The following is a 24,803-nucleotide window of genomic DNA, read 5'->3' as shown; positions in this document are numbered from 1 at the left end:
TTTCACGCTACAGCGAAAGGGTATTCGCGGGGGATATAATGTCTCAAATCCCCCGGCCTGGTGAAAGACGTCGGTAATTGCCAGAAGAGGTGCGTTGCCCAGGTAACCGTATTGGAGGAACCAGTCCGGGGAAAATACGTGAGGGGGAGCAACGCCGAGGTGAAAGAGCGTCTGGTCACGCTCCTCACCGGCCACAGGGGCTGAATCCCCTGGGTTGTCACCAGAAACGTTCGCAGTCGGGCGTTTCATACCCGAACACCTCAGCGCCCAGAGCGGTGAGTCGGGTCTACAAGGTGGAGCACTTCTGGGTGACATCGTAGTTGTTTATCACTCTGCGCCACCCTGTTTATCGCTCTTCCCTTGTGCCATGGCTGAATAATTTGGCCTGGCTTATTAAGACATTTTGTTGCGATCCGGCGGCGTCCAGCCCCTGCCACGATCGGTGTTCAGGAATCGTTTTAATAAGTCAGGCCCCCTGACACGAGGTTGTTATGACAGATCTAGTCGTCGCCAAATTTGGCGGCACCAGCGTTGCCGATTTTGACGCCATGAACCGCAGCATCGATGTGGCGTTGCTCGATGCTAACACCCGTATTGTTGTGCTCTCCGCCTCTGCTGGCGTGACCAACATTCTGGTGGCCTTAGCGGGAGGGCTGGAACCCACCGAACGTTTTACCCAGTTGGACGCTCTGCGCCAGATCCAGTCCAATATTCTGGAGCGTTTGCGCTATCCCAATGTGATCCGCGAAGAGATTGAGCGCCTGCTGGAAAACATCACGACGCTCGCGGAAGCCGCCGCGCTCGCCTCCTCGACCGCCCTGACCGACGAACTGGTCAGCCATGGCGAACTGATGTCCACCCTGCTGTTTGTGGAAATCCTGCGTGAGCGCGGCATTCAGGCGCAGTGGTTTGACGCCCGTAAAGTGCTGCGCACTAACGATCGCTTTGGCCGCGCCGAACCGGACATCGCCGCTGTCGCCGAACTGACCCAGCAGCAGCTGGCGCCGCGTCTGGCGGAAGGCCTGGTGGTGACCCAGGGCTTTATCGGCAGCGAAGCGAAAGGCCGCACCACCACCCTCGGCCGCGGCGGCAGCGATTATACCGCCGCTCTGCTCGGCGAAGCGCTGAATGCCACCCGCGTCGATATCTGGACCGATGTCCCGGGGATTTATACTACCGATCCTCGTGTGGCGCCGGCGGCGAAACGCATCGACGTCATCGCCTTTGAAGAGGCGGCGGAAATGGCCACCTTTGGCGCCAAAGTGCTGCACCCGGCGACCCTGCTGCCTGCCGTGCGCAGCGATATTCCGGTGTTTGTCGGCTCGAGTAAAGAGCCTAAAGCGGGCGGTACGCTGGTGTGTAAAACCACCGAGAACCCACCGCTGTTCCGCGCCCTGGCCCTGCGTCGCCGTCAGACGCTGCTGACACTGCATAGCCTGAATATGCTGCACTCCCGCGGCTTCCTCGCCGAAGTGTTCGGCATTCTGGCGCGCCATAACATCTCCGTCGATTTGATCACCACCTCCGAAGTGAGTGTGGCCCTGACCATGGATACCACCGGCTCAACCTCTGCGGGCGATACCCTGCTGACCCAGGCGCTGCTGACTGAACTCTCCTCGCTGTGCCGCGTGGAAGTGGAGGAAGACCTGGCGCTGGTGGCCCTGATTGGCAATGAGCTGTCGAAAGCCTGCGGCGTCGGCAAAGAGGTCTTTGGCGTCCTCGAGCCGTTTAACATCCGCATGATTTGCTATGGCGCCTCCAGCCATAACCTCTGCTTCCTGGTGCCTGGCCCCGATGCGGAGAAGGTAGTGCAGAAGCTGCATCATAATTTGTTTGAATAAAACTCCTTAGCACGATAAACAATACCTATAGCCGGGCTCGAACCCGGCTTTTTTATAACAACATCAACACAACCAGCTGACCTGCTCGCCGCCCCATCGGGATGGCGCGGCCCGGTTCGCGTATCCCAAGGAACACAACATGCTCGCAACTCTGACGCGGCTGTTCCCGTTATGGGCACTGCTGCTCTCCGTTCTGGCCTATTACACTCCCACCACCTTCACCCCGATTGGCCCGTGGGTCACCACTCTGCTGATGCTGATCATGTTCGGTATGGGCGTGCATCTGAAGCTGGAAGATTTTAAGCGCGTCCTGTCGCGCCCGGCGCCGGTCGCCGCGGGGATCTTTCTCCATTATCTGGTGATGCCGCTCGCCGCCTGGCTGCTGGCGCTGCTGTTTCATATGCCACCCGAGCTCTCCGCCGGGATGGTACTGGTCGGTAGCGTCGCCAGCGGAACCGCCTCCAACGTGATGATCTTTCTCGCCAAGGGGGATGTTGCACTGTCGGTAACCATCTCCTCGGTCTCCACCCTCGTCGGCGTCGTGGCGACACCGCTGCTCACCCGTCTGTACGTCGACGCGCACATTCAGGTCGACATCATGGGGATGTTGCTCAGCATTCTGCAGATTGTGGTCATTCCCATCGCGCTGGGACTGATTGTCCATCATCTGCTGCCGAAGGTGGTGAAAGCGGTAGAGCCGTTCTTACCTGCCTTCTCGATGGTGTGCATTCTGGCGATCATCAGCGCGGTGGTGGCGGGTTCCGCCGCCCATATCGCCTCCGTCGGCCTGGTGGTGATTATCGCGGTGATCCTGCATAACACTATTGGCCTGCTTGGCGGGTACTGGGGCGGACGTCTGTTTGGTTTTGATGAATCCACCTGCCGTACGCTGGCGATCGAAGTGGGGATGCAGAACTCCGGCCTGGCGGCCGCGCTGGGTAAAATTTACTTCGGCCCGCTGGCGGCGCTGCCAGGCGCGCTGTTCTCCGTCTGGCATAACCTGTCCGGTTCGCTGCTGGCCGGGTACTGGTCAGGAAAGCCCATCGCCAAAAAAGCCGACAAGCGCTGAGCGTGATACGTCCGGGCGCAGGCCCGGGCGTGTGCCTGCTTTAGTTGCCATACAGGCTATCAGTAAAATATTCATTGCCGTACACTGGGTGCTCTGGTCTGACTGAGGGCACCACCATGGCACTCCCCCGTATTACACAAAAAGAGATGACCGAGCGCGAACAGCGCGAATTGAAAACGCTGCTTGACCGCGCGCGCATTGCGCATGGCCGCCCGCTGAGCAATGCGGAAACGAACAGCGTGAAAAAGGAATATATCGATAAGCTGATGGCACAGCGTGAAGCGGATGCGAAGAAAGCCCGCCAGGTGAAAAAACAGCAGGCTTATAAAACGGATAAAGAAGCGACCTTTTCCTGGTCGGCGAATACGCCGACCCGCGGCAGGCGTTAACGACCTTTCTTTTTACGTCCCGGCTGGGTGAAACGTTTCCCGTTAGCAGCCGGGCGGCCTTTATCGTTGCTATTTTCCATCTTCACCACCGGGCGCTTGATCCCGGGGGTCGCCGCTTTGGCCTTCGGCCTGGCTTTTGGCTTCGCTTCTGAAGAGGAGTTTTCAATCAGCTTGAACAGGTCGATCAACTCGTCATCGGTTAGATCACGCCATTCACCCAAGGGGATCCCCGTCAGGCTCACGTTCATAATCCGCGTACGCTCTAGCTTCGTCACTTCATAGCCAAAGTGCTCACACATACGACGGATCTGGCGATTCAGCCCCTGCACCAGAGTGATGCGGAAAACGAACGGCGCTTCTTTCTTCACCTTACATTTTTTCGTCACGGTCCCGAGAATCGGCACACCCGCGCCCATGCCGCGAATGAACTCATCGGTCACCGGCTTATCGACCGTCACCAGATACTCTTTTTCATGGTCGTTGCCGGCGCGCAGGATCTTGTTCACCAGATCGCCATGGTTGGTGAGGAAGATCAACCCCTGAGAGTCTTTATCCAGACGGCCGATAGGGAAGATTCGCTTGCTGTGGTTGACGAAATCGACAATGTTGTCGCGCTCGCCGTCTTCCGTGGTGCTCACAATGCCGACCGGCTTATTCAGCGCAATCAGCACCAGATCATCCGCTTCACGCGGCTCAATCAACTGTCCGTTAACTTTGACTAAATCGCCAGGCTTCACCTGATCGCCAATGGTGGCGCGCTTGCCATTGATAAAGACGTTGCCTTGTTCAATAAAGCGGTCCGCTTCGCGACGCGAGCAGATGCCGCTTTCGCTGATGTATTTATTTAATCGGGTTGATGAGTCGGGCAGCATAGATTCTCCTGTAAAAGCGAAATATACCCTACCTTGTGGGCGAGAAAAAAGATGTGCCTTTGCGCCCTCCGGCGCAAGGTGTGATCGACTACGCCTTTTTTCACAAAAGTGTCCCGCTCAACGCCTGGCAACTTTGCATGATGAAATATCACAGAATCAGCGATTTAGCGTGCAATGCACAAAGGTGCCAACAACCCGCTATTGATAACGCAAATGTGCAAGATTATTCGCCAGATTAGGGTGATGAAATAAAAGAAAATCGCTTTAAACGGTGGCTCTAATAGGGTTATATCAGATCAACAGCACAAACCCGCGATTTGCACAAATGTGCAGGAGCCTGCAGATGACCATGGAAAACAGTGACGATATCCGGCTGATTGTCAAAATCGCCCAGCTCTATTACGAGCAGGATATGACTCAGGCGCAAATCGCTCGTGAGCTGGGGATCTATCGCACCACCATCAGCCGCCTGCTGAAGCGTGGCCGCGAGCAGGGCATTGTCACCATCGCCATCAACTATGACTACAACGAGAACCTGTGGCTCGAGCAACAGCTCAAGCAAAAATTTGGTCTGAAAGAGGCGGTGGTTGCCAGCAGCGATGGGCTGCTGGAAGAAGAACAGCTGAGTGCGATGGGCCAGCATGGCGCCCTGCTTGTCGACCGGTTGCTGGAGCCCGGCGATATCATCGGTTTTTCATGGGGCCGCGCCGTGCGTTCGCTGGTGGAGAACCTGCCGCAGGCCAGCCAGTCACGCCAGGTGATCTGCGTCCCCATCATCGGCGGACCTTCCGGTAAACTGGAGAGCCGCTACCATGTGAACACGTTAACCTACGGCGCGGCAGCCAGACTGAAAGCGGAATCCCACCTTGCCGATTTTCCAGCCCTGCTGGATAACCCGCTGATCCGCAACGGCATCATGCAGTCCCAGCACTTTAAAACCATCTCATCCTACTGGGACAGCCTGGATGTGGCGCTGGTGGGTATTGGTTCACCGGCCATTCGCGACGGCGCAAACTGGCACGCCTTCTACGGCAGCGAAGAGAGCGACGATCTGAACGCCCGCCACGTCGCCGGGGATATCTGTTCGCGTTTCTACGATATTAACGGCGGGTTAGTCGATACCAATATGAGCGAAAAAACCCTGTCGATCGAAATGGCGAAGCTGCGCCAGGCTCGCTATTCCATCGGCATCGCCATGGGGGAAGAGAAATACTCTGGCATTCTTGGCGCATTGCACGGACGCTATATTAATTGTCTGGTGACAAACAGAGAAACGGCTGAATTATTACTTAAATAACACACAGGATATGATTTCACGCAGCACGCGCTGCGGGGGATCCCTTTATCTAAAGAAATAGGAGTGAATAATGAATACATGGTTAAATTTAAAAGATAACGTCATTATCGTGACCGGCGGCGCCTCGGGAATTGGGCTGGCCATTGTCGATGAATTATTATCACAAGGTGCTCATGTCCAGATGATTGATATTCATGGCGGCGATCGTCATCACAATGGCGATAATTATCACTTCTGGCCGACGGATATTTCCAGCGCGACAGAGGTGCAACAGACTATCGATGCCATTATTCAGCGCTGGTCGCGTATTGATGGTTTGGTCAATAACGCTGGTGTGAATTTCCCGCGTTTATTAGTCGATGAAAAAGCACCGGCCGGCCGCTATGAATTAAACGAAGCCGCTTTTGAAAAAATGGTCAATATCAACCAGAAAGGGGTGTTTTTCATGTCGCAGGCGGTGGCGCGTCAAATGGTCAAACAGCGCGCCGGTGTGATTGTCAATGTCTCTTCGGAGAGCGGCCTGGAAGGCTCTGAAGGTCAAAGCTGCTACGCCGCGACCAAGGCCGCGCTCAACAGCTTTACCCGCTCCTGGTCCAAAGAATTGGGTAAATATGGGATCCGCGTAGTCGGCGTTGCGCCGGGGATCCTCGAAAAAACCGGCCTGCGGACGCCGGAATATGAAGAGGCGCTGGCCTGGACGCGCAATATCACCGTCGAGCAACTTCGCGAGGGATATACCAAAAACGCCATTCCTATCGGGCGGGCAGGAAAGCTCTCAGAAGTCGCTGATTTTGTTTGCTATCTCTTGTCATCACGCGCCAGCTACATCACCGGAGTCACCACTAACATTGCCGGCGGAAAAACGCGCGGTTAAGGAGGAAGTATGGTTCACGCTATCTTCTGCGCCCACGGCCAGCTGGCCGGGGCCATGCTTGATTCGGTACGCATGGTCTACGGCGAGGTTAACGTCAGCGCCGTCGCGTTTGTTCCCGGTGAAAACGCGGCGGATATCGCCATTAACCTGGAAAAGTTAGTAAGCGCCCACACTGATGAGGAGTGGGTAATTGCGGTAGATTTGCAGTGCGGAAGCCCATGGAATGCCGCCGCCGGGCTGGCAATGCGTCACCCGCAGATCCGGGTGATTAGCGGCCTGTCGTTGCCGCTGGCGCTCGAGCTGGTGGATAACCAGCATACCCTGAGCGCCGATGACTTATGCCAGCATCTGCAGGCCATCGCCAGTCAGTGCTGTGTGGTCTGGCAGCAGCCAGAAACCGTTGAGGAGGAGTTCTGATGCAAATTACCCTCGCCCGTATTGATGACCGACTGATTCATGGCCAGGTCACCACCGTGTGGTCAAAAGTCGCCAACGCCCAGCGGATAATTATCTGCAATGACGATGTATTTAACGATGAGGTTCGCCGGACCCTGTTGCGCCAGGCGGCCCCGCCAGGCATGAAGGTAAACGTTGTCAGTCTGGAAAAAGCGGTTGCGGTCTATCATAACCCGCAATATCAGGATGAGACCGTCTTTTATTTATTTACCAATCCACACGATGTTTTAACGATGGTGCGCCAGGGTGTGCAGATCGCCACGTTAAATATTGGTGGCATGGCCTGGCGCCCCGGAAAAAAACAGCTAACCAAAGCCGTTTCTTTGGATCCGCAGGATATTCAGGCATTCCGTGAACTCGATAAACTGGGAGTAAAACTCGATTTACGCGTGGTCGCATCAGATCCGTCAGTCAATATTCTCGACAAAATTAACGAAACAGCTTTCTGCGAATAAAAAATAGCGCCTGTTGTGATATGCCGTAGCAGGCAGGATGACTCACACCTTAAAGGTCATAAATTATGGAAATTAGTACCCTACAGATAATAGCCATATTTATTTTTTCCTGTATTGCCGGAATGGGCAGTGTGCTGGATGAATTTCAGACCCATCGGCCCCTTATCGCCTGTACCGTGATTGGCCTCATCCTGGGCGATTTAAAAACCGGGGTTATGCTCGGCGGTACGCTGGAGCTGATCGCCCTCGGCTGGATGAACGTGGGGGCAGCGCAGTCGCCCGATTCGGCGCTGGCCAGCATTATCTCCGCCATTCTGGTGATTGTGGGCCACCAGAGCATTGCCACCGGCATTGCCATTGCCCTGCCGGTGGCCGCCGCCGGGCAGGTGCTGACCGTTTTCGCCCGTACCATTACCGTGGTGTTCCAGCACGCCGCGGACAAAGCGGCCGAGGAGGCGCGCTTTCGCACCATCGACCTGCTGCATGTCTCCGCGCTGGGGGTGCAGGCACTGCGCGTGGCAATCCCGGCGCTGGTGGTCTCACTGTTCGTTAGTGCGGACATGGTCAGCAGTATGCTCAGCGCGATCCCGGAATTCGTCACCCGCGGTCTGCAGATTGCCGGTGGTTTCATTGTCGTCGTGGGCTACGCGATGGTGCTGCGAATGATGGGCGTGAAGTACCTGATGCCCTTCTTTTTCCTCGGTTTTCTCGCCGGGGGTTATCTCGACTTCAGCCTGCTGGCCTTCGGCGGCGTGGGCGTCATTATTGCGCTGATCTACATCCAGCTCAATCCGCAGTGGCGTAAGGCTGAACCCGCCGCCTCCACCGCCCCCTCTGCACCCGCCCTTGACCAGCTTGACGACTAACGGAGCCGAAAATGGAACAGAAAAAAATCACGCAAGGCGACCTGGTGAGCATGTTTCTTCGCTCCAACCTCCAGCAGGCCTCCTTTAACTTCGAACGTATTCATGGCCTGGGATTTTGCTACGACATGATCCCGGCGATCAAACGCCTGTATCCGCTCAAAGCCGATCAGGTCGCGGCGCTGAAGCGTCATCTGGTGTTCTTTAATACCACGCCGGCGGTGTGTGGCCCGGTGATCGGCGTCACCGCCGCCATGGAGGAGGCCCGGGCTAACGGCGCGGCCATTGACGATGGCGCTATCAACGGCATCAAAGTGGGTCTGATGGGCCCGCTGGCTGGCGTCGGCGACCCGCTGGTCTGGGGCACGCTGCGGCCGATTACCGCGGCCCTTGGCGCCTCGCTGGCCCTCTCCGGCAACATTCTGGGACCTTTGTTATTTTTCTTTATTTTCAATGCAGTGCGGCTGGCAATGAAGTGGTACGGCCTGCAACTGGGCTTCCGTAAAGGGGTCAATATCGTCAGCGATATGGGCGGTAACCTGTTGCAGAAGCTGACCGAAGGCGCCTCCATTCTCGGCCTGTTTGTCATGGGGGTGCTGGTGACCAAATGGACCACCATCAATGTGCCGCTGGTGGTGTCCCAAACGCCCGGTGCAGACGGCGCCACCGTCACGATGACCGTCCAGAACATCCTCGATCAGCTCTGCCCCGGCCTGCTGGCGCTGGGCCTGACGCTACTGATGGTGCGTCTGCTGAACAAGAAAGTGAATCCGGTCTGGCTGATTTTCGCCCTTTTCGGCTTAGGCATTATCGGCAACGCCCTCGGCTTTCTGTCCTGATTATTCCGCCCCGGCGATGCCGGGGTGACGTCAACAACATAGCCCCGAAAGATGAAGGGGATGAGGTGGTTTATGCAAACAACAACGGCCCTGCGCCTGTATGGCAAACGAGACCTGCGCCTGGAAACCTTTACCCTCCCGGCGATGCAGGACGATGAGATCCTCGCCCGGGTGGTCACTGACAGCCTGTGTCTTTCCTCATGGAAAGAGGCCAATCAGGGTGCCGATCATAAAAAGGTACCAGATGATGTGGCCACCAGGCCCATTATTATCGGTCATGAATTCTGCGGCGAAATCCTCGCCGTCGGTAAAAAGTGGCAGCATAAGTTTCAGCCGGGGCAGCGCTACGTGATCCAGGCCAACCTGCAGTTGCCCGACCGACCCGACTGCCCCGGCTACTCATTCCCATGGATCGGTGGCGAAGCCACCCATGTGGTGATCCCCAATGAGGTGATGGCGCAGGATTGCCTGCTCACCTGGGAGGGGGATACCTGGTTTGAAGGATCGCTGGTGGAGCCGCTCTCCTGCGTCATTGGCGCCTTCAACGCCAACTATCATCTGCAGGAGGGGAGTTACAACCACGTGATGGGGATCCGTCCTCAGGGACGCACCCTGATCCTGGGCGGGACGGGGCCGATGGGGCTGCTGGCCATCGACTATGCGCTGCACGGCCCCATCAATCCTTCACTACTGGTAGTGACCGATACCAATAAGCCGAAGCTCAGCTACGCCCGCCGTCATTACCCCTCTGAACCGCAGACGCTGATCCACTACCTCGACGGCCATGAGGCCAGTCGCGATACGCTGCTGGCGCTCAGCGGCGGCCATGGCTTCGACGATATCTTCGTGTTTGTGCCAAACGAACAGCTGATCACCCTGGCCTCCTCGCTGCTGGCCCCGGACGGCTGCCTGAATTTCTTTGCTGGCCCCCAGGATAAGCAATTCAGCGCCCCGATCAACTTCTACGACGTGCACTACGCCTTTACCCACTACGTCGGCACCTCCGGCGGTAATACTGACGATATGCGCGCCGCGGTGGCGCTGATGCAGGCGAAAAAGGTCCAGACGGCGAAAGTGGTCACCCATATTCTCGGCCTGAACGCCGCGGGCGAAACCACCCTCGATCTGCCTGCCGTCGGCGGGGGAAAAAAGCTGGTGTATACCGGAAAAGCCTTCCCGCTCACGCCGCTGGGCGAGATCGCCGATCCCGAACTGGCAGCGATTGTGGCGCGTCACCATGGGATCTGGTCCCAGGAAGCTGAAGCGTATCTGCTGGCCCACGCGGAGGATATTACGCATGATTAACCGCGATACGCTGTTGTGCATCTCCCTGGCGGGTCGCCCCGGCAACTTCGGCACCCGCTTTCATAACTATCTGTATGACAAGCTGGGATTGAACTACCTCTACAAAGCCTTTACGACTAAGGATATTGAGGCGGCGGTAAAAGGGGTTCGCGCATTGGGTATCCGCGGCTGTGCGGTCTCCATGCCGTTTAAAGAGAGCTGCATACCGTTTCTTGACGCTATCGATCCGTCAGCAAAAGTCATCGATTCCGTCAACACCATCGTCAATGACGACGGGAAGTTAACCGGGCTAAACACCGATTACATCGCGGTCAAAAGCCTGATCGCCAGCCATCGGCTCGATACCAACGCCAGAGTGATGATTCAGGGTAGCGGCGGCATGGGGAAAGCCGTCATTGCCGCCTTCCGTGATGCCGGTTTCCGCGACGTGATCATTGCGGCCCGCAATCGCCAGCGCGGCCTGGCGCTGGCAAAACAGTATGGCTTTCAGTGGCAGCCCCTGCCGGAAGGGATCGCAACCGAGATTCTGGTCAATGTCACACCGCTGGGCATGGCGGGGGGAGCGGAAAGCAACACGCTGGCGTTCAGCGAGGCCATGGTGGCCCAGGCCAGCGTCGTGTTTGACGTGGTCGCGTTGCCGGCGGAAACCCCGCTGATCCGCCTGGCGCAACAACGGGGTAAGCAAACCATCAGCGGCGCGGAAGTCATTGCCCTGCAAGCCGTCGAGCAGTTCGTCCTTTATACCGGCGTACGGCCGGATAGCGCGCTGGTGGCAGAGGCCTCGGCGTTTGCCAGAAGCTAGGATGCCCCTCCCGGGAAAGGCGTCAGCCACGTCCCGGGAGGGCTATCTCGCCAGAAAAGAGGCGACATAAACGGAAAATAATCCGTCTCAGTAGTCATCCCGTTCGTCGTCTTCATCCGGCTGCTCCATCACGCTGTAGGCCACCGAGCAGAACAGGCTGTTCAGGCGCTTCATATCCCCCAGCAGCGCCAGATGCAACGTACTGGTTTCGATACTCTGTACGTTCTGCTGATGCAGACGGTCAACGTGCGCATGCGAGTAACGGCGGTTAAGAATGCGGAACCGGTGTTTGCTGCGCCGCAGACGGCGGGCGCTGGGGACATCGCTGGAGAAGAAGACCGACATCGCCAGCTGCAGATTGCTGAGCAGCAGATCGTACAGCGCATCCAGCTCCTTTAACCCTTCCACCGAGAAGGCGCGCCGCGCCGCCAGCGATTTATCGGCGATCTCGCTGCCCATCCGCTCGACGATATCGGACGCCTGCTCGAGGTTTAGCGACATCTCAATAATTTCCGCCCAACGCCGGGACTCCTCCTCCGCCAGCTCATCCTTTGGCATTCGCGCCAGATAGAGCTTAATGGCGGTGTACAGCACGTTGATATCGTCCGCCATACGACGTAGCTCTTTTTCCTGACGCGGTTCGCCATGCATTACCTTGCGCAGGCTCTCCAGCATCTGCTCCATCGCATCACCAATGCGCAGGGTCTCGCGCGCAGCATTGGCCAGCGCCAGCGCCGGCGTATCCAGCGCCGACGGGTCGAGATGCTTGGGTTTCAGCTGGTTATCCAGCTCGGGCTCATCGCGGATCATACGCTGGCACAGCTTTGCCATCGGTCCGGCAAAGGGGACCATCGCGATGCAGCGCAGCAGGTTGTAAAAGACGTGAAAGTAGATAACCAGCTCGGACTCCGCCAATGGCAGCTTGTGCATCGCCGCAGCCAGCGGATGGACGAAGGGCAGAATAATCAGGCTACCCACCAGCTTAAACAGCAGGCTACCCAGCGCCACCCGGCGCGCCGCCGCGTTTGCCGCGCTGTTGTTAAGCATCGCCAACAGCCCGGAGCCCAGGTTGGCGCCAATCACCAGGCACAGCGCCACCGGGAAGGAGATCGCTCCCGCCGCGGTCAGCGTCGCCGTCAGCAGCACCGCCGCCAGACTGGAGTAGCTGATGATCGCGAATACCGCGCCAATTAAGGCATCCAGCATGATATCGCCGGTCAGCGAGGCGAAAATCACCTGCACGCCGTTGGCCTGGGTGATGGGGTTCACGGCCTGCACAATCAGCTCCAGGGCCAGCAGGATCAGCCCCAGACCAATCCCCACCCGCCCCAGCTGCCCGGCGCGGGTTTGCTTGCGGCCAAGGAAGAAGATCACCCCGATAAAAATGAGTAGCGGCGACAGCCACGACAGGTCGAAGGTCAGCACCCTCGCCATCAGCGCCGTCCCGACATCGGCCCCCAGCACCATCACCAGCGCTGGCGTCAGGCCCACCAAATCCTGGGCGACAAACGAGGTCACCAGCATGGTGGTGGCATTGCTGCTTTGTACCAGCGCAGTGACGCCAAGACCCGCGCAGAAGGCGAGCGGCTTTTTCTCTACGCTGCTACTGAGAACGGTACGCAGGCGAGCGCCATAGACGCGCATCACCCCGGTACGCACAATATGCGTGCCCCACACCAGCAGAGCAACCGCGGACAACAGGTGTAGCAGAGTTAACACGGAATCAGCTTCTCCTTATCGTTATAGGTTTTCCGACGTTCTGGAACCTCTCTCAGTATAAGGGGTTAACCTCAATAAAGAGACAAGGCGCTCACAGAGCGCCTTGTTTGTTGTAAGGAAAGGTGACGGCTTAGTCGGCATCATAGCCCAGATTAGGCGCTAACCAGCGTTCGACTTCCGCCGGCGTCATCCCTTTACGCAGCGCGTAGTCTTCGACCTGGTCGCGCTGGATCTGCGCCACGGCGAAGTACTTGCTGTCCGGATGGCTGAAATACCAGCCGGAAACCGAGGCGCCCGGCCACATGGCGAACGATTCGGTCAGCTTCATGCCGGTATGGGCTTCCACGTCCAGCAGCTGCCAGATGGTGCCTTTTTCGGTATGCTCCGGACAGGCCGGATACCCCGGCGCCGGACGGATCCCCTGGTAATTCTCGCGAATAAGTTCCTCATTGCTGAGGTTCTCATTGGCTGCATACCCCCAGTACACCTTGCGCACTTTCTCGTGCAGATACTCGGCGAAGGCTTCCGCCAGACGATCGGCGATGGCCTTGATCATGATCTTGTTGTAGTCGTCATGCTGCGCTTCATAGGCATCCGCCAGCGCATCCTCTTCCAGGCCGCCGGTCACGGCAAAGGCGCCGATGTAGTCCGCCTTGCCGCTCAGCTTCGGCGCAACAAAGTCGGCGAGACAGTAGTTGGCGAAACCGACTTTTTCCGTCTGCTGACGCAGATGATGACTCACCGTCAGCACGTGGGTGCGAGTTTCATCGCGATAGATTTCCACGTCGTCGCCGACGCGGTTGGCCGGGAACAGCCCCACCACGCCGCGCGGGTTCAGGGTTTTCTCCGCGCTGAGTTTATCCAGTAGCTCGTTGGCGTCTTTGAACAGGCGCTGCGCCTCTTCCCCCACCACTTCATCTTCCAGAATCCGCGGGTATTTGCCTGCCAGCGACCAGGTCATGAAGAACGGCGTCCAGTCGATGTAGTTGCGCAGCGTCTCGATGCTCGCTTCGACCTCGTGGACGCCCAGCCGATGGGCCACCGGCGGGCTATAGCTCTCCCAGTCAAAGGCCAGATCGTTCTCCCGCGCGGCGGCCAGGGTCACTGGCGGCGTACGCGGTTTTTTACGCCCGTGCTGGATACGCACGGTTTCATACTCTTTGCGCGTGCGGGCGACAAAATCATCGCGCTGCGTATCGGAGAGTAGCGAGGCCACCACGCCGACGGTGCGCGAAGCGTTCTGCACGTAGACCGTCGGGCCGCTGTAGTTCTGCTCGATTTTCACCGCCGTGTGCGCTTTCGAGGTGGTCGCCCCCCCGATCAGCAGCGGGATGGTGAAGCCCTGGCGCTCCATCTCTTTCGCCACGTTAACCATCTCGTCCAGCGATGGGGTAATCAGCCCGGAAAGGCCGATCAGATCCGCATTCACCTCTTTGGCGGTTTTAAGGATTTTGTCCGCTGGTACCATCACGCCCAGATCGATAATTTCATAGTTGTTGCACTGCAGCACCACGCCGACGATGTTTTTGCCGATGTCGTGCACATCGCCCTTCACGGTGGCGATCACCATCTTACCGTTGCTGGAGCCTTTTTCTTTGCTGGCTTCGATATAAGGTTCGAGGTAGGCCACAGCTTGTTTCATCACGCGTGCGGATTTCACCACCTGCGGCAGGAACATTTTACCTTCGCCGAACAGGTCGCCGACCACGTTCATGCCGTCCATCAGCGGCCCTTCAATCACCTCGATTGGGCGGGCGGCCAGCTGGCGCGCCTCTTCAGTATCCTGCTCGATAAACTCGGTGATCCCTTTTACCAGCGAGTATTCGAGACGCTTTTTCACGTCCCAGCTGCGCCATTCCGCCTGCTGGGCATTCGCGCCATCGTCCGCTTTGCTGCCGCGATATTTTTCCGCCAGTTCAAGCAGTCTTTCGGTGCTGTCATCGCGGCGGTTGAGGATCACGTCTTCGACCGCGTCGCGCAGCTCGCCCGGCAGATCGTCGTAAATCGCCAGCTGGCCGGCGTTAACGATCCCCATATCCATACCGTTACGGATCGCGTAGTAGAGGAATACGGCGTGGATCGCCTCACGTACCGGGTCATTACCGCGGAAGGAGAACGACACGTTGGAGACGCCGCCGGAGATCAGCGCATGCGGCAGCTCGCGCTTAATGTCTTCACAGGCGCCGATAAAGTCCTGCGCATAGTTGTTGTGCTCTTCGATACCGGTCGCAACGGCGAAGATATTGGGGTCAAAAATGATATCTTCTGGTGGGAAGCCGACCTCTTCGGTGAGGATTTTGTAAGCGCGACGACAAATCTCAATTTTTCGCTCGCGAGTGTCGGCCTGGCCGACTTCGTCAAAGGCCATCACCACTACCGCGGCGCCATAGCGGCGAACCAGCTTCGCATGGTGGATAAAGGGTTCGACACCCTCTTTCATCGAAATCGAGTTAACAATGCCTTTGCCCTGAATGCATTTCAGACCCTTTTCAATGACTTCCCACTTGGAGGAGTCGATCATGATCGGCACGCGGGCAATGTCCGGCTCGCCGGCAATCAGGTTGAGGAAGCGCACCATCGCCGCTTCCGCGTCGAGCATCCCCTCATCCATGTTGATATCGATAATCTGCGCGCCGCTTTCCACCTGCTGACGGGCAACGTCCAGCGCTTCGCTGTACTTCTCTTCTTTGATCAAGCGCTTAAACTTCGCCGAGCCGGTGACGTTGGTACGTTCGCCGACGTTAACAAACAGGCTGTCATCGCCGATGTTCAGCGGCTCCAGACCGGCGAGGCGGCAGGCCACCGGCAGTTCCGGCAACTGGCGCGGCGGTAAACCGGCCACCGCCCGGCTCATGGCGGCAATATGCTCCGGAGTCGTACCACAGCAACCGCCGACGATATTGAGGAAACCGGCTTCCGCCCATTCGCGAATCTGCGTCGCCATGGTGTCGGCATCCAGATCGTATTCACCGAAGGCGTTGGGCAGACCGGCGTTCGGGTGCGCCGTGACGTAGCATTCGGCGATGCGCGACAACTCCTGGACATACTGCCGCAGTTCGTCCGGCCCGAGGGCGCAGTTCAGACCAAACGATAAGGCTTCGGCGTGGCGCAGCGAGTTATAAAAGGCTTCGGTGGTCTGCCCGGAAAGCGTGCGGCCGGAAGCATCGGTGATGGTGCCGGAAATCATCAGCGGCAGGTCAACACCCAACGCCTCCAGCTCCTCTTTCACCGCATAGATGGCCGCTTTGGCGTTCAGAGTATCAAATACCGTTTCAATCAGGATCAGATCCACACCACCTTCCACCAGCGCCCGGGTGGATTCGCGATAAGCGGCCACCAGCTGGTCAAAGGTAATATTACGGAACGCCGGATCGTTCACATCAGGCGAAATAGAGGCGGTACGGTTGGTCGGGCCAAGCACGCCCGCGACGTAGCGCGGTTTTTCCGGCGTACGGGCCGTCCAGGCGTCGGCGCTGGCGCGAGCCAGCTTCGCCGCGGCAAAGTTGATCTCTGCCGACAGGGATTCCATCTGGTAATCCGCCATCGCGATGGTCGTCGAGTTAAAGGTGTTGGTCTCAATGATATCCGCGCCAGCCTCGAAGTAGGCGTCGTGGATCTCGCGGATCACCTCGGGCTTGCTGAGCACCAGCAGGTCGTTGTTGCCTTTCAGGTCGCACGGCCAGTCAGCAAAGCGCTCACCGCGAAAGTCCTGCTCACTCAGACGATAGCCCTGGATCATGGTGCCCATGCCCCCATCCAGAACCAGAATACGTTCTTTTAACTGCTGATGCAGTTGCTCAACTTTGCTGCTCACACTTGCTCCCGACAACGCTCAACTCAGGCCAAATAGCCAACAAACCATACTGGCATAAACCACCGGAGCGGAAAAGACAACAACAGGCAATATGAGACATGTTCAGCTTCACTCCTCCGATGAGTCCGGTTGTGATTGCATTATCGCCAAATAAAACGAAAATCATTTCCACGATACAGAAAAAGGAGTCCGCGATGGCCACTACCCCCGTTCCCGCGAAACGCGGCAGAAAACCCGCGGCTGCCACCGCCCAGCAGGCTGGCGGTCAGGTTCAGTCGCTGACCCGCGGCCTGAAATTACTCGAATGGATTGCTGAGTCCCACAGCAGCGTCGCGCTGACCGAGCTGGCGCAACAGGCGGGTCTACCCAACTCCACCACACACCGTCTGCTGACCACCATGCAGCAGCTGGGCTTCGTCCGCCAGGTCGGTGAGCTGGGACACTGGGCGGTCGGGGCGCATGCCTTCGTGGTCGGCAGCAGCTTTCTGCAAAGCCGCAATCTGCTGGCCATTGTCCACCCGATCCTGCGCCAGCTGATGGAAGATTCCGGTGAAACGGTGAACCTGGCGGTGCTCGATCAGAGCGACCACCAGGCGATCATTATCGATCAGGTGCAGTGCACCCAGCTGATGCGTATGTCGGCGCCGATCGGCGGTAAGTTGCCGATGCACGCCTCTGGCGCCGGGAAGGCGTTTCTCTCGCAATTGAGCGAAGAGCAGGTCACCAGCCTGCTGCACCGTAAAGGGCTGCATGCCTATACGCATGCCACGCTGGTCTCCCCGCTACATCTGAAGGAAGATTTAGCCCAGATCCGCAAGCGGGGTTACTCTTTCGATGACGAGGAGCATGCGCTCGGTCTGCGCTGCGTCGCCGCCTGCATTTACGATGAACATCGCGAACCGTTCGCGGCGATCTCCATCTCCGGACCCATCTCGCGTATGACCGATGATCGGGTGACCGAGCTTGGCGCGCTGGTCATTAAGGCCGCGAAAGAGGTCACGCTGGCATACGGCGGGGTTAAATAAAGAAAGATTAAGTAGCCCGGCCGAGCGAAGCGACGCCGGGGAAGCACGGCACAAAACCCCGGCGTCGCTTCGCTCGGCCGGGCTACATCAGCCATAGCGCACGCTAAAACGCTGCTTACGCCGGTAGGCGTAGACATCTTCCACATGGCCGTTTTTAATCCGCGTCTGCAGTTCGCGCCAGTAGTCCGCGCGCAGCAGGTCGGCATGCATCTCCTCAAACAGCGGCCCAATGCGCGGGTCGGCGCACAGCCAGTGGCGGAACTCCTCCGGAAACACATCCCCCGGCGAGACGCTATACCACGGCTCGCTGGCCAGCTCATCCTCCGGATAGCGCGGCGGCGGGATCTGGCGGAAATTCACCTCCGTCATATAGCAGATTTCATCATAGTCGTAGAATACCACCCGGCCGTGGCGGGTGACGCCGAAGTTTTTAAACAGCATATCGCCGGGAAAGATGTTGGCGGCAGCCAGCTGGCGGATAGCATTGCCATACTCTTCTACCGCATCACGCAATGCCTGGCCATTAACCTGCTCCAGCCACAGGTTGAGCGGCACCATTCGCCGCTCAATATAGAGATGGCTGATGACGATGCGGTCACCGAGATCGGTGAGTTTGTTCCCCGCTTCCGTCTGCAACAGCGCCAGCAGCGCCGGCGCGATTTGCCGTTTATCCAGCACGAAATTTTCAAACTCCTGGGTATCCGCCATCCGCCCGACGCGGTCATGCTCCTTTACCAACTGATAGCAGGCGCGCACGTGGGCGGCGGTCATCTCTTTCTGCGGCGCGAAGCGGTCTTTGATCACCTTAAACACCCGGTCAAACCCCGGCAAGGTAAACACCAGCATCACCATCCCGCGAATGCCCGGCGCTTCAATAAACTGCTCATCGCAGCGAGTAATGTAGTGCAGATATTCGCGATAGCTTTCGGTTTTGGCGTGCTTCTGACAGCCAATCGCCATGTACAGCTCGGCCGTCGTTTTACCTGGCAGGATCTCACGCAGCCATTCCACCAGAGCGCCGGGCAACGGCGCATAAACCATGAAATAGGAACGCGCAAAGCCAAAAACGATGCTCGCTTCGGCATGGGTGGTCAGGCAGGTATCGACAAACAGCTCGCCCTCATCGCTGCGGTGGATCGGTAGCAAAAAAGGCAGCGTCGCCATCGGCATCACCAGTTTGCCCACCAGCCAGGCGGCTTTATTTCGATAGAACAGCTCGTTGGCGACCTGCAGATGACAGGTGGCGAGCAGTTCCTCCCCCAGCGCCTCCTGCAGACTGGCAATGATATAGCCGATATCCCGCGCTTTGTTCTGCCACGGCAACCGCAGCGGCAAATCGGACAGTACTTTGCCCAGCAGGTGCGACCAGCCGCGTTCCGGAAAAAAATCTTTCGCCAGCGGTCGCGGGAGGGTGCGAAAGGGGCGCTCGGGCTGCGAACTGAAAATAAAGAGCCGCTCGGGGGTCAGCGAGCGGTGGTCAAACAGTCGGCAGTAGACCGAATTGAAAAAGCTCTCGGCAATTTCAAAGCGAGGGTAATCCGGCAAAAGTTGGGTGTACTGCTGTTTCACCCGCAAAAGAAAATCGACGTCGGTACTTTTCCCTTCGGTAATGCAGCGCAGCTGCTCTACCACCAGGCCAACGTGGTGATCGTAGAGATGGATACGCTGCTTCATCGCCTGCTGCACGGCGTGCCAGTCAGCCTGTTCAAAGCGCTGCTGCGCGCCGGAGGTCACCTCCAGGAAACGCCCGTACTGGGCGTCGAATCCCTGTAAAATGGTTTGGGCAATCAGTAGTTCCAGGCCACGCGTCATCGCTTTCTCCCATCCGGCACCACGTCAGGCCGGATGGCGCGCTCGCTTATCCGGCCTGCATCCCTTCCCAGGCCCGGTCAGCGTCGCGCCGCCGGGCATGGCTCAAAACTGATCTTCTTCGGTCGAGCCGGTCAGCGCCGTCACCGATGAGGCGCCGCCCTGGATAATGGTGGTGACTTTGTCGAAGTAGCCAGTGCCCACCTCCTGCTGGTGCGAGACGAAGCTATAGCCTTCCGGCGCGGCAGCGAATTCCGGCTGCTGCACTTTCTCAACATAGTGGCGCATCCCCTCACCCTGAGCGTAGGCATGGGCGAGGTCGAACATGTTGAACCACATGCTGTGGATCCCGGCGAGGGTAATAAACTGGTATTTGTATCCCATGTCCGACAGCTGCTGCTGGAAGCTGGCGATGGTTTTATCGTCGAGATTTTTCTTCCAGTTAAATGACGGCGAGCAGTTATAGGCCAGCAGTTTGCCTGGGAAACGTGCATGAATAGCCTCGGCAAAGCGGCGCGCCTGCTCAAGATCCGGTTTCGACGTTTCGCACCACACCAGATCCGCATACGGCGCATAAGCCAGCCCGCGACTGATCGCCTGCTCGATCCCGGCGTGGGTGCGGAAGAACCCTTCGCTGGTGCGATCCCCGGTAATAAACTCACGATCGTACGGATCGCAGTCTGAGGTAATTAAATCCGCAGCGTCGGCATCGGTACGGGCAATCACCAGCGTCGGGACCCCCATCACGTCGGCTGCCAGACGTGCCGCAACCAGCTTCTGAATCGCCTCCTGAGTCGGGACCAGCACTTTACCGCCCATATGACCGCACTTCTTCACTGATGCCAGCTGATCTTCGAAGTGAACAGCCGCTGCACCGGCTTCAATCATCGATTTCATCAGCTCAAAGGCGTTAAGGACGCCGCCAAAACCGGCCTCCGCATCCGCCACGATCGGCAGGAAGTAGTCGATATAACGCGGATCGTTCGGTTCAATCCCGACCGACCACTGGATCTGATCGGCGCGGCGGAAAGTGTTGTTGATCCGATCCACCACCGCCGGTACCGAGTTGGCCGGATACAGAGATTGATCCGGGTACATGCTGGACGCCAGGTTAGCATCCGCCGCCACCTGCCAACCTGAGAGATAAATGGCTTCGATGCCGGCCTTTGCCTGCTGCAAGGCCTGGCCGCCGGTCAGCGCGCCGAGACTGTTGACGTACCCTTTTTTCGCCTCACCGTGCAGCAGACGCCACATTTTCGCCGCGCCAAGCTGCGCCAGCGTGCATTCCGGATTCACCGAGCCGCGTAACTTCACCACCTCTTCCGCGCTGTACGGGCGGGTAATACCTTCCCAGCGCGGGTTCGTCCACTCTTTGTTTAATTCTTCGATTTGTTGGGTACGGGTTTTCATGTGCAGATGCTCCATATAATTTCCTGGCTCCCCAGGCTCATTGGTGAAGGACTAAATGGCGAACAACACCTTCTGGCGGTTAGGCCAACAGGCGGTAGCCCGGTAATGTCAGAAAATCAATTAGCTCGTCGGAGGTGGTGATCTGCTCCATCAGTCGCGCCGCATCGTCAAAGCGGCCGTGGCTGAAGCGGTGCTCTCCCAGCTCCTCCTGAATCACCATCAGCTCTTCCGCCAGCCACTGGCGGAACAGCGCCTTAGTAACCGGGGTACCATCGTTCAGGGTTTTCTGATGATGGATCCACTGCCAGATAGAGGTGCGCGAGATCTCGGCCGTCGCGGCGTCTTCCATCAGGCCATAAATCGGGACGCAACCGTTGCCAGAGATCCAGGCTTCGATGTACTGCACCGCCACGCGAATGTTGGCGCGCATCCCGGCTTCCGTACGCTCGCCCTCGCAGGGGGCCAGCAGCTGTTCGGCGGTAATTGGCGCATCCTCATTACGGGTCACCGAGAGCTGATTCGGCTTATCGCCCAGCACGCGGTTAAACACCGCCATGGCGGTATCCGCCAGCCCCGGATGAGCGATCCAGGTCCCATCGTGACCGTTGTTCGCCTCCAGCTCTTTATCGGCGGTGACTTTATTCAGCACCTGGCGGTTACGTTCGGCATCTTTGCTTGGGATAAACGCCGCCATGCCGCCCATCGCAAACGCACCACGTTTGTGGCAAGTCTTAATCAACAAACGTGAGTAGGCGCTGAGGAAGGGTTTATCCATCGTCACCACCTGACGGTCAGGCAACACGCGGTCCGGATGGTTTTTCAGCGTTTTGATATAGCTGAAGATGTAGTCCCAACGGCCGCAGTTCAGGCCAACAATATGGTCACGCAGCGCATGCAGGATCTCATCCATCTGGAACACCGCTGGCAGCGTCTCAATCAGCAGCGTGGCCTTGATGGTGCCGCGCGGCAGGTCAAAGCGATCTTCCGTAAAGCTGAAGACATCGTTCCACCATGCCGCCTCCTGCCAGGCCTGGGTTTTTGGCAGATAGAAGTAGGGACCGCTCCCCTTCGCCAGCAGCGCCTGGTAGTTATGAAAGAAATAGAGCGCAAAATCGAACAGACTGCCGGGGATAGCCTCATTACGCCAGGTGACGTGTTTTTCCGGCAGGTGCAGGCCGCGCACACGGCATACCAGCACGGCGGGATTGGGCTGCAGCTGGTAGATTTTGCCGGCCTCGTTGGTGTAGCTGATGGTCCCGTTCACGGCATCACGCAGGTTAATTTGGCCATCAATGACTTTACGCCAGTCAGGCGCCAGCGAATCCTCAAAGTCCGCCATAAAGACTTTGACGTTGGCATTCATCGCGTTAATGACCATTTTGCGTTCGACGGGGCCGGTGATTTCAACGCGGCGATCCTGCAAATCCGCAGGGATACCGCGAATAGTCCAGCTTCCATTTCTAATGGAAGCGGTTTCCGAAATGAAATCCGGAAGTACACCTTCATCAATGGCCTGCTGCTGCTGCTGACGCGCGGCCAGCAGCTTATTACGCGCCGGCGCAAAGCGGCTCACCAGTTCCGTCAGAAATTCTACCGCCTCAGGCGTTAAGATCTGCTTCTCCTGCTCGCCATAGGGCTGACTAAAGGCCAGTTCATCGGTGATTGTCGCCTGCTGCGTCATTGTGCTGTTCCTCTTGGTTGATCCGCTGGAAGCGAGCGAAAGATCGTTGTGTAGTTTTCGCTCAGCACAATTAAGACTACTCAATTAATTTTCAAAATCAAAAACAATTTCCATTTTAATTTTAAAATACAATTAACATGTTGATAACAATAGAATTAAAGTTATCATTAGCCGTGAAGTGAATTTCGGAAATAAAAAAGGCACCCGAAGGTGCCAGAGGCAAAGTGCTGAAACGCTTTAGGATCGTTTCGTGTAGAGTATTACTCTAACGTAGGATTCATATGTCGCAGATCGTATGGTGTAATCTGGTAGACATAATAGTTAAGCCAGTTAGCGAACAGCAGATTGCCGTGGCTCCGCCAGGTGGCGCGCGGTTTGTTCTGCGGGTCGTTTTGCGGAAAATAGTTGTAAGGCACCTCTGGATCCAAACCGGCTTCCACGTCGCGGAAATATTCGCTTGCCAGGGTATTGGCATCGTACTCCGGATGGCCGGTGACAAAGGCTATACGCTTATCTTTGCTGGCAAACAAATACGCATCGCCCTCTTCCGTCTCCGCGAGGATCTCGAGATCGGTGTAGTCGCGGATAAGCCCCGCCGGAAAATCAGCATAGCGTGAGTGCGGGGCCAGGAAAGAGTCGTCGAAGCCGCGGGTCAGTAAGGCGTGTGGATGCAGAATATGGTGTTCATAGACGCCGGAAATCTTTTCGGCGCGGGTCTGCTTGGGAATGCCGTACAGAATATTCAGCGCGGCCTGAACCGCCCAACAGACGAACAGCGTGGAGGTGACGTGATCCTTCGCCCACTCCAGCACCTGTTTGATCTGTGGCCAGTAAGCAACATCGTTAAACTCAACCAGGCCTAAGGGGGCTCCGGTGACAATCAGGCCATCAAAGTTCTGATCGCAGATCTCATCGAAATTGCAGTAAAAGTTATTCAGATGCTCCGTCGGCGTATTACGCGACTCACGCGCATCAATACGCAACAACTGGATGTCCACCTGCAGCGGAGAGTTCGACAGCAGACGCAGGAACTGATTTTCCGTCTCGATTTTCTTCGGCATCAGGTTGAGGATTAACACCTTCAGGGGGCGAATTTCCTGAGTCGTTGCACGCGTTGCCGTCATCACAAAGACGTTTTCATTGCGCAAGAAATTGACGGCTGGTAGCTCGTCCTGCACCCGAATTGGCATAACTGTATTACCTCATAGCATACGTATAAACGTTTAGACATCCAGATAGCTGAAGATAACCAGGAATCGGGTGAATGTCGAGTCTGCATGTTCACGGTGAGAAAATTTCACGGCGCGCGTTGAGTTAGAATATAAGAATGAAGAAAAGGAGAAAATATGGTTATTAGCATCCGCCGTTCCCGGCCTGATGAAGGGGATAAACTGATTGCGATATGGTGTCGGTCGGTCGACGCCACGCACGATTTTCTGTCAAAAGCGTATCGAAAGGAGCTGGAGGAGATGGTACGCGCATTTTTACCGGAGGCTCCGCTGTGGGTAGCGGTTAACGCCCAGGACGAGCCGATCGCCTTTATGCTGCTTACCGGAGAGCATATGGACGCGCTGTTCGTCGATCCGGATGTCCGCGGCTGTGGCGTGGGGAAATTGCTGATTGAGCATGCGCTGTCGTTAACGCCGAAGTTGACGACGAATGTGAATGAGCAGAATGAACAAGCGGTCGGGTTTTATCAGAGGATGGGTTTTAACGTGACAGGACGTTCTGAGACGGACGATCTGGGGCAACCGTATCCATTATTGAATTTGATACATGAGCCGCAGGCTGAAGCAGACGAAGATTGACGTCGCAACTGCTGACTCTTAGACAGGGGCTTCCCCGGAGGCGGTGCTGCGCACCTTATCCGGGCTACCAGTCGGCCCCGGTTTGTAGCCCCGGTCAGCGCAGCGCCACCGGAGAGATATACCCACACAGCAAAAAACCCCGCACCTTTCGGCACGGGGTTCTTTTTTAACGCAAAACAGAAAGCTCAGTCTTTCGACTGAGCTTTCTGCTTTATTTGATGCCTGGCAGTTCCCTACTCTCACATGGGGAGACCCCACACTACCATCGGCGCTACGGCGTTTCACTTCTGAGTTCGGCATGGGGTCAGGTGGGACCACCGCGCTAGTGCCGCCAGGCAAATTCTGTTTTATCAACACGTCACCCGGACGCATCGATTAATCTGTATCAGAGCTGAAAATTCTCTCAAATCGCCAAAACATCTTCGGCGTTGTAAGGTTAAGCCTCACGGTTCATTAGTACCGGTTAGCTCAACGC

The 24,803-nt window shown here is 57.2% G+C and carries 20 protein-coding genes, 1 rRNA gene and 1 riboswitch; of the genes, 13 read left to right on the top strand and 8 right to left on the bottom strand.

The features are described 5' to 3' along the window. Window positions 1-76 precede the first annotated feature (76 nt). Window positions 77-312: riboswitch (Lysine riboswitch) on the top strand. A gap of 179 nt (window positions 313-491) precedes the next feature. The 3 genes from lysC (at window position 492) to CWM61_RS10175 (ending at window position 3,299) form a co-directional block, all read left to right on the top strand. Beyond that, complete coding sequence (gene lysC / locus CWM61_RS10185) at window positions 492-1,841, top strand: lysine-sensitive aspartokinase 3 (RefSeq protein ID WP_074387365.1); 1,350 nt, start codon at window positions 492-494, stop codon at window positions 1,839-1,841. 139 nt (window positions 1,842-1,980) lie between these two features. Continuing rightward, on the top strand, window positions 1,981-2,910 hold the full coding sequence (panS, locus tag CWM61_RS10180; RefSeq protein ID WP_064152738.1) for a ketopantoate/pantoate/pantothenate transporter PanS: 930 nt from the start codon (window positions 1,981-1,983) through the stop codon (window positions 2,908-2,910). 116 nt (window positions 2,911-3,026) lie between these two features. Continuing rightward, window positions 3,027-3,299 carry a DUF3811 domain-containing protein gene (locus CWM61_RS10175; RefSeq protein ID WP_012969166.1) on the top strand — a complete coding sequence of 91 codons (273 nt, stop codon included), beginning with the start codon at window positions 3,027-3,029 and terminating at the stop codon, window positions 3,297-3,299. Here the strand turns inward: CWM61_RS10175 and rluF are convergent. After that, window positions 3,296-4,171, bottom strand: coding sequence for a 23S rRNA pseudouridine(2604) synthase RluF (gene rluF / locus CWM61_RS10170; RefSeq protein ID WP_074387367.1), 876 nt, complete (start codon window positions 4,169-4,171; stop codon window positions 3,296-3,298). The two genes, CWM61_RS10175 and rluF, sit on opposite strands and share 4 nt — an antisense overlap. A 349-nt stretch (window positions 4,172-4,520) precedes the next feature. Here rluF and CWM61_RS10165 point away from each other — a divergent pair, with 349 nt between their 5' ends. The 8 genes from CWM61_RS10165 (at window position 4,521) to CWM61_RS10130 (ending at window position 11,062) form a co-directional block, all read left to right on the top strand. After that, window positions 4,521-5,468, top strand: coding sequence for a sugar-binding transcriptional regulator (locus tag CWM61_RS10165; RefSeq protein WP_002884616.1), 948 nt, complete (start codon window positions 4,521-4,523; stop codon window positions 5,466-5,468). Window positions 5,469-5,538: 70 nt separating this feature from the next. Beyond that, window positions 5,539-6,342, top strand: coding sequence for an SDR family oxidoreductase (locus CWM61_RS10160; protein WP_025713358.1), 804 nt, complete (start codon window positions 5,539-5,541; stop codon window positions 6,340-6,342). Between the two features lie 9 nt (window positions 6,343-6,351). Beyond that, window positions 6,352-6,759, top strand: coding sequence for a mannose/fructose/sorbose PTS transporter subunit IIA (locus CWM61_RS10155; RefSeq protein WP_016530854.1), 408 nt, complete (start codon window positions 6,352-6,354; stop codon window positions 6,757-6,759). Next, on the top strand, window positions 6,759-7,253 hold the full coding sequence (locus tag CWM61_RS10150) for a mannose/fructose/sorbose PTS transporter subunit IIB (protein ID WP_004151751.1): 495 nt from the start codon (window positions 6,759-6,761) through the stop codon (window positions 7,251-7,253). Before CWM61_RS10155 ends, CWM61_RS10150 begins: the two co-directional genes overlap by 1 nt. 65 nt (window positions 7,254-7,318) lie before the next feature. Further along, window positions 7,319-8,119, top strand: coding sequence for a PTS mannose/fructose/sorbose transporter subunit IIC (locus CWM61_RS10145; RefSeq protein ID WP_002884608.1), 801 nt, complete (start codon window positions 7,319-7,321; stop codon window positions 8,117-8,119). 11 nt (window positions 8,120-8,130) lie between these two features. After that, on the top strand, window positions 8,131-8,955 hold the full coding sequence (locus CWM61_RS10140; RefSeq protein WP_002884590.1) for a PTS system mannose/fructose/sorbose family transporter subunit IID: 825 nt from the start codon (window positions 8,131-8,133) through the stop codon (window positions 8,953-8,955). Between the two features lie 72 nt (window positions 8,956-9,027). Beyond that, window positions 9,028-10,260 carry an L-sorbose 1-phosphate reductase gene (sorE, locus tag CWM61_RS10135; RefSeq protein ID WP_008807323.1) on the top strand — a complete coding sequence of 411 codons (1,233 nt, stop codon included), beginning with the start codon at window positions 9,028-9,030 and terminating at the stop codon, window positions 10,258-10,260. After that, window positions 10,253-11,062, top strand: coding sequence for a shikimate 5-dehydrogenase (locus CWM61_RS10130; protein ID WP_074387368.1), 810 nt, complete (start codon window positions 10,253-10,255; stop codon window positions 11,060-11,062). Before sorE ends, CWM61_RS10130 begins: the two co-directional genes overlap by 8 nt. An 87-nt stretch (window positions 11,063-11,149) precedes the next feature. On the opposite strand, the gene CWM61_RS10125 is transcribed toward CWM61_RS10130, so the two are convergent. Both CWM61_RS10125 and metH read right to left on the bottom strand, forming a co-directional pair. Then, a complete protein-coding gene (locus tag CWM61_RS10125; protein WP_061156140.1) occupies window positions 11,150-12,781 on the bottom strand; it encodes a Na/Pi cotransporter family protein in 1,632 nt (543 codons plus the stop codon). Window positions 12,782-12,911: 130 nt separating this feature from the next. Further along, window positions 12,912-16,595 carry a methionine synthase gene (metH, locus tag CWM61_RS10120; RefSeq protein WP_074387369.1) on the bottom strand — a complete coding sequence of 1,228 codons (3,684 nt, stop codon included), beginning with the start codon at window positions 16,593-16,595 and terminating at the stop codon, window positions 12,912-12,914. 194 nt (window positions 16,596-16,789) lie between these two features. Between metH and iclR the strand changes: the two genes are divergently transcribed. Beyond that, window positions 16,790-17,620 carry a glyoxylate bypass operon transcriptional repressor IclR gene (gene iclR / locus CWM61_RS10115; RefSeq protein ID WP_061156434.1) on the top strand — a complete coding sequence of 277 codons (831 nt, stop codon included), beginning with the start codon at window positions 16,790-16,792 and terminating at the stop codon, window positions 17,618-17,620. A gap of 87 nt (window positions 17,621-17,707) precedes the next feature. Here iclR and aceK read toward each other — a convergent pair whose 3' ends face one another. The 4 genes from aceK to metA all read right to left on the bottom strand — a co-directional run bounded on the left by aceK (window position 17,708) and on the right by metA (window position 23,710). Continuing rightward, a complete protein-coding gene (gene aceK / locus CWM61_RS10110; protein ID WP_074387370.1) occupies window positions 17,708-19,432 on the bottom strand; it encodes a bifunctional isocitrate dehydrogenase kinase/phosphatase in 1,725 nt (574 codons plus the stop codon). A gap of 102 nt (window positions 19,433-19,534) precedes the next feature. Next, window positions 19,535-20,839 carry an isocitrate lyase gene (aceA, locus tag CWM61_RS10105; RefSeq protein ID WP_032701149.1) on the bottom strand — a complete coding sequence of 435 codons (1,305 nt, stop codon included), beginning with the start codon at window positions 20,837-20,839 and terminating at the stop codon, window positions 19,535-19,537. A gap of 79 nt (window positions 20,840-20,918) precedes the next feature. Next, a complete protein-coding gene (gene aceB / locus CWM61_RS10100) occupies window positions 20,919-22,520 on the bottom strand; it encodes a malate synthase A (protein ID WP_074387371.1) in 1,602 nt (533 codons plus the stop codon). A 260-nt stretch (window positions 22,521-22,780) separates the two neighbouring features. Further along, the gene (gene metA / locus CWM61_RS10095) at window positions 22,781-23,710 is read right to left on the bottom strand and encodes a homoserine O-acetyltransferase MetA (RefSeq protein WP_074387372.1); all 930 of its coding nucleotides are present in this window, start codon (window positions 23,708-23,710) and stop codon (window positions 22,781-22,783) included. 156 nt (window positions 23,711-23,866) lie between these two features. Here metA and CWM61_RS10090 point away from each other — a divergent pair, with 156 nt between their 5' ends. Next, window positions 23,867-24,328, top strand: a complete 462-nt coding sequence (locus CWM61_RS10090; RefSeq protein WP_061156145.1) for an acetyltransferase — start codon at window positions 23,867-23,869, stop codon at window positions 24,326-24,328. Between the two features lie 220 nt (window positions 24,329-24,548). Here CWM61_RS10090 and rrf read toward each other — a convergent pair. Next, window positions 24,549-24,664, bottom strand: a 5S ribosomal RNA gene (gene rrf / locus CWM61_RS10085). Window positions 24,665-24,803: the final 139 nt, after the last annotated feature.

Source organism: Klebsiella sp. K-Nf6, from assembly GCF_002806655.1.
In the GTDB taxonomy this organism is placed as follows: domain Bacteria; phylum Pseudomonadota; class Gammaproteobacteria; order Enterobacterales; family Enterobacteriaceae; genus Klebsiella; species Klebsiella variicola.
Note: the sequence above shows the minus strand (reverse complement) of the source record. Positions and strands in the feature narration are given on the sequence as shown.

Coding starts and splice junctions, on each gene's coding strand:
- lysC (WP_074387365.1), top strand. CDS start 492: ATGACAGATCTAGTCGTCGCCAAATTTGGCGGCACCAGCGTTGCCGAT.
- panS (WP_064152738.1), top strand. CDS start 1,981: ATGCTCGCAACTCTGACGCGGCTGTTCCCGTTATGGGCACTGCTGCTC.
- CWM61_RS10175 (WP_012969166.1), top strand. CDS start 3,027: ATGGCACTCCCCCGTATTACACAAAAAGAGATGACCGAGCGCGAACAG.
- rluF (WP_074387367.1), bottom strand. CDS start 4,171: ATGCTGCCCGACTCATCAACCCGATTAAATAAATACATCAGCGAAAGC.
- CWM61_RS10165 (WP_002884616.1), top strand. CDS start 4,521: ATGGAAAACAGTGACGATATCCGGCTGATTGTCAAAATCGCCCAGCTC.
- CWM61_RS10160 (WP_025713358.1), top strand. CDS start 5,539: ATGAATACATGGTTAAATTTAAAAGATAACGTCATTATCGTGACCGGC.
- CWM61_RS10155 (WP_016530854.1), top strand. CDS start 6,352: ATGGTTCACGCTATCTTCTGCGCCCACGGCCAGCTGGCCGGGGCCATG.
- CWM61_RS10150 (WP_004151751.1), top strand. CDS start 6,759: ATGCAAATTACCCTCGCCCGTATTGATGACCGACTGATTCATGGCCAG.
- CWM61_RS10145 (WP_002884608.1), top strand. CDS start 7,319: ATGGAAATTAGTACCCTACAGATAATAGCCATATTTATTTTTTCCTGT.
- CWM61_RS10140 (WP_002884590.1), top strand. CDS start 8,131: ATGGAACAGAAAAAAATCACGCAAGGCGACCTGGTGAGCATGTTTCTT.
- sorE (WP_008807323.1), top strand. CDS start 9,028: ATGCAAACAACAACGGCCCTGCGCCTGTATGGCAAACGAGACCTGCGC.
- CWM61_RS10130 (WP_074387368.1), top strand. CDS start 10,253: ATGATTAACCGCGATACGCTGTTGTGCATCTCCCTGGCGGGTCGCCCC.
- iclR (WP_061156434.1), top strand. CDS start 16,790: ATGGCCACTACCCCCGTTCCCGCGAAACGCGGCAGAAAACCCGCGGCT.
- aceK (WP_074387370.1), bottom strand. CDS start 19,432: ATGACGCGTGGCCTGGAACTACTGATTGCCCAAACCATTTTACAGGGA.
- aceA (WP_032701149.1), bottom strand. CDS start 20,839: ATGAAAACCCGTACCCAACAAATCGAAGAATTAAACAAAGAGTGGACG.
- aceB (WP_074387371.1), bottom strand. CDS start 22,520: ATGACGCAGCAGGCGACAATCACCGATGAACTGGCCTTTAGTCAGCCC.
- metA (WP_074387372.1), bottom strand. CDS start 23,710: ATGCCAATTCGGGTGCAGGACGAGCTACCAGCCGTCAATTTCTTGCGC.
- CWM61_RS10090 (WP_061156145.1), top strand. CDS start 23,867: ATGGTTATTAGCATCCGCCGTTCCCGGCCTGATGAAGGGGATAAACTG.